At 65.1% G+C, this 6,094-nt stretch carries 4 protein-coding genes and 1 pseudogene; 1 reads left to right on the top strand and 4 read right to left on the bottom strand.

Annotated elements, in window-relative coordinates:
• Positions 1-92: 92 nt before the first annotated feature.
• From AB0J67_RS38630 to AB0J67_RS38620, 3 genes are all read right to left on the bottom strand, one after another.
• Positions 93-728, bottom strand: a complete 636-nt coding sequence (locus AB0J67_RS38630; protein ID WP_363490383.1) for a hypothetical protein — start codon at positions 726-728, stop codon at positions 93-95.
• A 52-nt stretch (positions 729-780) separates the two neighbouring features.
• Positions 781-2,301 carry an ISL3 family transposase gene (locus tag AB0J67_RS38625; RefSeq protein ID WP_363490381.1) on the bottom strand — a complete coding sequence of 507 codons (1,521 nt, stop codon included), beginning with the start codon at positions 2,299-2,301 and terminating at the stop codon, positions 781-783.
• A 479-nt stretch (positions 2,302-2,780) separates the two neighbouring features.
• Positions 2,781-3,740 carry a tetratricopeptide repeat protein gene (locus AB0J67_RS38620; protein ID WP_363490379.1) on the bottom strand — a complete coding sequence of 320 codons (960 nt, stop codon included), beginning with the start codon at positions 3,738-3,740 and terminating at the stop codon, positions 2,781-2,783.
• Positions 3,741-4,299: 559 nt separating this feature from the next.
• On the opposite strand from AB0J67_RS38620, the gene AB0J67_RS38615 reads away from it, so the two are divergent.
• Positions 4,300-4,725, top strand: a complete 426-nt coding sequence (locus AB0J67_RS38615) for a hypothetical protein (RefSeq protein WP_363490377.1) — start codon at positions 4,300-4,302, stop codon at positions 4,723-4,725.
• 378 nt (positions 4,726-5,103) lie between these two features.
• Here AB0J67_RS38615 and AB0J67_RS38610 read toward each other — a convergent pair.
• Positions 5,104-5,706: pseudogene (locus AB0J67_RS38610) on the bottom strand (transposase); the annotation flags it as partial.
• Positions 5,707-6,094: the final 388 nt, after the last annotated feature.

Raw genomic sequence — 6,094 nt, 5'->3', positions numbered from 1 at the left:
CAGGCCCGGGACCGGGGCGCGGTAGGTTAGCAACTGAAGCTCCTGCTGGTACTGGTTGGTGTGGTAACCCCAGTCCTATCGGGAGCTTCACTTCACGGCCCGCATCCCCACGCCCAGTTGATCAACCTGAGACATCCACATCTATCAGGATGAAATGACCTCAGTTCTTGCACCAGGACGTCGATGTGGTCTTGCGGGAGGTTGAGGGCCTGGCGTGCCCGGTAGCGGCCGCGGGACAGGAACTCTACGTCGAAGTCCTCGCGCAGGTCGTCGATGGTCAGATCGGTGAGGTGCCCGAGATGGGCGACCAGGCCGGCGGTGAACCAGCGGGCGGCCTGTTGCGGGTAGTCGTGTTCGGCAAGAGCTTCACCGATGACTAGGAAGACGTCAGGGTCTTCGGGCTGGAGCTTGCGGGCTTCGGCGATCATGGCCAGGGCTTCGGCATGGCGGTGCCGGTCGAGCAGGAACGAGGCGTAGGCGGCCTGCGGGGCACCTGGTTCGGCGTCTTCGATGTCGAGTGCTTCACGGAACATCTGCTCGGCCAGGTCGTGTTCACCGACGATCGCGTAGTACTCGCCGGCCTGGCACAGGCCGACGGCCTGTTCGGCACAGCCGTGACCGGAGTGGGAACGCGACAGCGCGTCAGCGTGGGCGCGCCGCTCCGGGTCGGTGGACGGCACGAAGTCCTCGTCTCCGGGCCGGGGGTCGTTGCGGTTTCTGCGCGCCATGCCACCACCCTAACGACGGCGCCCGTCGGCGGGCTGTCACACCGCGGTGGGATCAGTGCGCGTGCAGCACGCGTTTGCGCAGCAGGTCGAAACCAGCGCGGCCATACATCTGCCGTTTGATCATCTTGATCCGGTTCACGTGCCCTTCCACCGGCCCTGAGCTCCACGGCAACGTCAGCCCCGCGGTCACCGCGTCGAGGTCGCGCTGCAGGCCGGCGACGAAAGAGTGCAGGCCGGGCAGGTCGTCGGCCAGCACCCTGGCAATCCACTGCCCGAGGTCGTGGCCGGTGAGGTTCTTCATCATCTTGGCGAACTCGCGCACGTGCCCGGCGACGGCGGCCAACGCCGGGCTGCGGTCGAGGAGCCGCTGCAGCTGGTCGCGGTGTTCGGGTTTGAGGTTGTCCGGGTCGGTGACGATCCAGCCGGCCGCCTGCCGGGCCTTGACCACCGCCGGGACCGACGTCGGCATGGGCAGACCTGCCCGATAGGGCTGCAGGAACCTGCGGACCGTCTTGACGCTGCCCCGGAAGCCCTGCTCCGCGATCTCGCGGAACAGCGCCTCGGCGTCGGTGCAGCCCTCGTTCCATCGCAGGCACAGGTACGGCTTGAACTCGTCGAGCACGCTTTGCCGGGTGGTTCGGGTCAGCAGCTCCTCCACGCAGGCCGCGTCGGCGAACCGGCGGACGGTATGCGGGTCCAGCTTCAACCGCCGGCTGATCGCCGCCCGGGAGACGCCGTCGCCCAGCAGTTTCTGGACCTGGGCGTAGCGGTGGCGGGTTCGGGTCGCCAGGCCCGACTCACGTGGCGGCGACACTTGGGCCGGCTGCCCTGTCGGCGCCGCCTCGGCCAGCGCCGGTTCCTGCAGGCTGTCACGGTGATGCGCCACGCATTTGTCCACTGCCAGGCACAGGTTCCGCCACAGATGCCATCGGTCGCTGACCTGAACCGCGTTCGGTGCACCGGACGTCGCGCCACCAGCGTATGCCGTGCTGCCGTCCCGGCAGATGATCTCGACCCCGGGATGGTCGGCCAGCCAGGTGCTCAGCGTGTCCGCGGTGCGGTCGGGCAGCACCTCGACCGGCCTGCCGGTCTGGATGTCGACCAGCACCGTCGCATACACATAGCCGCGGCGCAGCGCGAAGTCGTCCACGCCCAGCACCCGCGGCGTCGCCAGGCAACGCTCCGGGATCCGCCGAATCGCCCGAAGCAGCGTCGACGGACTGCACCCGATCCCCAAGGCACGACCCAACCTCGCTCCGGCCCGGCCGCCCAGCGCCAGTGCGACCGACGTGAGCCCGTCGCCGGCGAGCCGAGTCCTTCGCGCGTGCCGATCGGCGAACCCGAGACTCTCGCAGAACACCTTCCGGCCGCACGCCCGGTTGTCGCAGAAGAACCTGCGGACCTTCACCACCAGCCGCGCCGGCCGCATGGCCACCGCAGCATCCGACAAGCGGCGCACATACCGACTGTGCACCCTCCCCGACACGGTCTGGCACTTCGGGCAGCTTGCCAACTCGGCCGTCGAGGCAGCCTGGACCAGCAGACCCTCGCCATGAGGCTGAACCCGGGCCACAGCCACTCGCGAGAGGTGAGGAAAGAGAGCACACGCGTCGTCCACAAGCGACAGAGACTATGATCCACGCTGCTCGATCATCAAATCTGCATCAGAGCCCAATTAACTGAGCGGCGGTCCATATCGATGAGCTACACGTCCCTCGAACGGGGAATTAGCTGAGCGCCGACACTCGAGAAGGAGATCCTGAAAAGAGCTGCGGTCTTCTTCGCACGCGAGAAGGTCGTTCCAGATCCTGCACCACAGATGGGTCGCGGAGAAACCTTTCCGTGGATCACCGGGTGCCAGCGCACCGTCCGCGACTTTATACGCCACCCCGAACAACACGCCGACATGGTCCAATGGGCCATGGTCATCGTCTGAGCCGACGACTGGCCCGCTACCACCGAGCACCTGTTCTTCTCCGTGGCGATGAACCATTACACGTTGTGCCGGTTCACCGCTCCGTCCTGACGCATCCTGTCTGTCCAGCGTCGATCTTACCGAGAGTCGTGCTCAACTTTGACTTGATTCATCAGCAACTTTGCTCGCTTGAGGGTGGGGTGGTCCGTATTCACGGTTTGACTCAATGCCGCGACTACCGCTTCGCATTCGGAAGCTGCGTCGATCAGGCGGCCGAGCGTGAACAAGAGGTGAGCTCGATTATATCTACTTAGCAATGTCTCGGGATGCTCTGGGCCCCAGTATGAGTTCTTTATACGGATGGCCTGGTCGTAAAGCTCCTCGGCCTCGTCAAAGGATCCACGCTCCTCGGCCAGGGCGGCTAAGTTGTTGAGATTGACGGCCACCTCCGCGTGCTCCGAGCCGAGCTGACTCCGGAAGATGTGCAATGCCCGATTGAAGCAAGCTTCAGCTTCATCAAACTGTGCCACATCGAACAGCAGCCCGCCCAGATTGGCGAGATCGGCCGCGACGCGCAAATCATCAGCCCCGTGAAGTCTCTCGCGAATGCCTACAGCCTCGCGGGCTGTGTCTACACCCTCTGCAGCGGCGCCGCGAGCATGAGCCAGGCCAGCTATGTTATGCAGAAGGGTTGCGTGGATGTCGGTGCCGACCGTCCCCTGAGCGTGGATGATCGCCCTGGCTTTCTCGTAGAGGTAGTCGGCTTCGCCGTAGCACGCTAAGGCCTTTAGCGATACGCCAAGATTGTTTGCTGTATCGGCGTAGACCATACTGTCTGGCCCGTATTCTCGGGCAGATATAGCCAGAGCGATCCGTAGTTCGCGGACACTCGATACAAAGTCGCCCTGTGCGCGCAGAACGGCGCCGAGGAGACTGCTAGTGGCAAGCCTTTGTCTTGCAGTGAGATGCTCGTCGAGCGCTTCCCGTAGCAGGTCGACAGCCCTGGGAAAGTCGCCCCGCTCGGCTAGTGGTATCACAGTCTCTAGCTGGGTCGGGAGCTGTGGTCCCTCGTCATGGCTTGGAGTCACGTCCACCATCTCTCGCGTGGCAATCTCACGATGCTCTCGCTAAGTTGCGCCGTGCAAAGTTCATCTCAAGGCACACAACTTAACCTTGATACACACAGGGGTGGTAGGCAGTGTGACGAGCCATACGATTGGGAACCATGGGTGCTGCTGGTCCGTAATGTTGAAGTACGTGACAAGTCGCTTGAGGGAAAGGGGGGTAAACAATGTGGCTGCTTGGACTTGGAATCAACCACGCTGAGGTTGTGCGCTGATCATCGCGCTCGTGTCTGTGGTGGATGCTGGCATTCACCACAGCATAAAAGCGGAGAGCTCGACTACGGTGCTTTCCTTCGGTGGGGCGTAAGGCGACGGGATAGCGACCCCCGTACCACCTACTCACCGCAGGCGCCGGACGCCCCTCTTCCATCCCGGAGCCGGAGGCCCGGATCGGAGCGGCGCTCCAGGGCGGAAGACCTGTTCGAGGCGGCTGATGATGAAACCAACGGCGAGCCGTGAACCGTAGTGGTGGCTTACCTGTATTCGCTCTGGAGGATTTGTGCGTTCCCCGTTTACCTTTGGCGGGCCCACCGTGGTGACTGTCGCAGTGTTGTCGCTGGCGACGCCGGCGTCCGGCGCGGCGGGCTCCGCAAAAGACACTGCGCAGGCAACGGAATACGTCGCGACCTTCGCGGTTCCGCATTCCAACGCGGGTCTGGAGGAAAAGTTCAACGTCCGCTTGACGTCGGGCGATGACATCAAGATGGCCCAGGACATCCTCGCGAAGCGAGCACCTCAGCGCATCCCGGCCGGGGAGCTGATCCGCGGCTTCAGCGACGTAAATAGCAGCTACAGCTGGTCAATCGACCCGGACACCTTCACTTTTGCCGCGTACGCCCTGAAGATCTGCGATGTCATGCCGTCGTTCGTCGATACCGACGGCTACCGCAATGTTGAATCCTACTGCCCCTGGCATGGACGGCTGATCGGGCTCACCCCAATCGCGTCCCTGTCCTGACAGTGAGGATGTATAGCGGTCACCCGGTTGTCTGACCCTTGTTCTGACTGACGACTGCTGTGCTTCGGTGGATCCGTCGACAGTCCGGGTGACCGCTCCTGCGCGCCACCAGCTGGGCATTCGTGACCTTATAGCGCCTCTGTGTGTCAAGGAGTGCTGGCGGCCCTCCGCTGTTGATCTTTGGTGAGCTGCCGGTAGATGATGTTGGCCAGGCGCCGTTTGAGTGCCCGGCGGGCTTCGGCGGGGGTCTTGCCCTCGGCGAGTTTGCGCTGGTGGTAGTCGCGTCCGGGTCCTGGGTCGCGGGCCTGGCAGACGGCGATGGTGTAGTGCGGAGTTGAGTTGGCGGTTGCCGCCGGTGTTGAGCCGGTGGCGGCGCTTGTCGCCGCTGGAGGCGTCCAGTGGCGAGGTTCCGGTGTAGCTGGCGAAGTGGTCGGCGGTCGGGAACCGGGTGACGTCACCGACGTGGCCGAGGATCTTCCCGGCGAGGACGGTTCCGATTCCGTGGATCGTGGTGAGGCTGCTGCCCGCGACTTTCAGGGCGTGTTGGGTCTGCTTCTCGTTGGCCTTGAGCGACCGGTCGGCGCGGCGTAGGTCGTCGACCAGGTCGCGGGCGAGGTCGCGGCGGCAGGCGTCGGTGGCGGTGATCGGCCGGACAGCGCGCAGCAGGGCGGCGGCCTTCGTGGCGGACAGGCCCAGCGTGGCGCCACCGGGGACCAGGTCACGTAGCAGCACGTGTAGGCGGTTGGTGATCCGGACGCGTTCGTGGGCCAGGTCGTCGCGGCGTTCGGCCAGCGTCCGTAGAAGCGTGGTCTGATCCTCTGCGGCGACGGTGCGCAGCCTGCGGCTGTGTTGAGCGACGAAGGCGACGCCGGCGGCATCGGCGAGGTCGGTCTTGCGGCCGCCGCCGGTGTCCAGCAACCTCGCGCGGACGCCGAGGGTCGCGGGGACGTCGACGACGTGTTCGCCGGCCGCGGCCGGCAGCTGGGCGATAGGTCGGCCCAGGCCGGCCGCGCCTTCGACGGCGAAGCGCCGCTGCGGCCAGCCCGCCGATCATGCCATCAGCGTCTTGAACGCTGCGGCGTCGACGGTGACGCGGCGGGCGGCCACGTGCTGCCGGCGGGGTCGAGGGCTACTGCCGTGAGCGAGGACTTGTGCCGGTCGATACCAATGGTGATCACGGTCGGTGGACTCCCACGAGATGACGGGCGAGGAGGTCACCGTGGCGGGCACCCTGACTTCAAGGAAGGTCGTTTGCATGCCTCTGTCGAGCCACATCACGGCCGGGTGCCGACCGGCGAGGCACGCTATCAATGAGCCAGCCCGAAGGCGGCAAGGAGCCTGCGAACCTGCGCCGGCCGGCACCCGCAAC

It is taken from the genome of Catellatospora sp. NPDC049609, assembly GCF_040675365.1.
In the GTDB taxonomy this organism is placed as follows: domain Bacteria; phylum Actinomycetota; class Actinomycetes; order Mycobacteriales; family Micromonosporaceae; genus Catellatospora.
This window is presented reverse-complemented; position numbering and strand designations above follow the sequence as displayed.